The sequence below is a fragment of the Psychroserpens damuponensis genome (genome assembly GCF_000826655.1).
GTDB classification, from domain to species: Bacteria; Bacteroidota; Bacteroidia; order Flavobacteriales; family Flavobacteriaceae; genus Psychroserpens; species Psychroserpens damuponensis.
In genome coordinates this window covers 1-663 of sequence record NZ_JXJO01000084.1, presented here as the reverse complement: position 1 = coordinate 663, position 663 = coordinate 1, and the positions used below count along the sequence as shown (strand labels likewise).

Here is a 663-nt window from a genome sequence, read left to right as displayed (position 1 = left end):
GTTTTCTGCGGAAGAAAAAGGGCTTTTGGGTTCTAAACATCTAGCTACCAAATTGAAATCTCAAAATATAGATCTTTATACAATGATCAATATGGAAATGATTGGAGTACCTTTTAAAGATCGTGATTACTTAGCTTTTGTTACAGGATATGACATGACTAATATGGCTGATAAAATGAATGAATACCTAGGCTCTAAAGTGATTGGGTTTTCTAAGGTTTCAAAAAAATATAATCTTTTTAAACAGTCCGATAACTATGCGTTTTACAATGCGTTTGAAATTCCTTGCCAAACCATTTCTTCTTGTGATTTATCAAATTATGATTATTATCACCATGTAGATGATGAAGCAGATAAGCTAGATTATAATCATATGTCAAATCTTGTGAATAGCATAATACCAGCTATTGAAAAAATGACCAATACACCAACCAAGGAAATTAAAATGAATGACACAAAGTAAGAATATTATAATTACAGGAACAAGTAGAGGTATTGGTTTTGAACTTGTTCACTTGTTTGCTAATCAAGGTCATAATGTGTTAGCGCTATCTAGAAATGCTCAGCCAGTGAGTAATCTTCATTTTGATAATATAGCGTCTTTTGCATTTGATTTATGTAAAGAAGCCGATTATCTTAAAGTAGAAGATTTTATAAAAAATG

The 663-nt window shown here is 30.6% G+C and carries 2 protein-coding genes; both read left to right on the top strand.

Annotation, left to right across the window (positions count from 1 at the left end; genetic code table 11):
• A partial coding sequence (locus TD29_RS17635; protein WP_040282899.1) for a M28 family peptidase occupies window positions 1-463 on the top strand: 463 nt, incomplete at its 5' end.
• The coding region (locus TD29_RS17630) for an SDR family NAD(P)-dependent oxidoreductase (protein WP_040282898.1) at window positions 450-663 on the top strand (214 nt) is incomplete at its 3' end. The genes TD29_RS17635 and TD29_RS17630, both read left to right, overlap by 14 nt.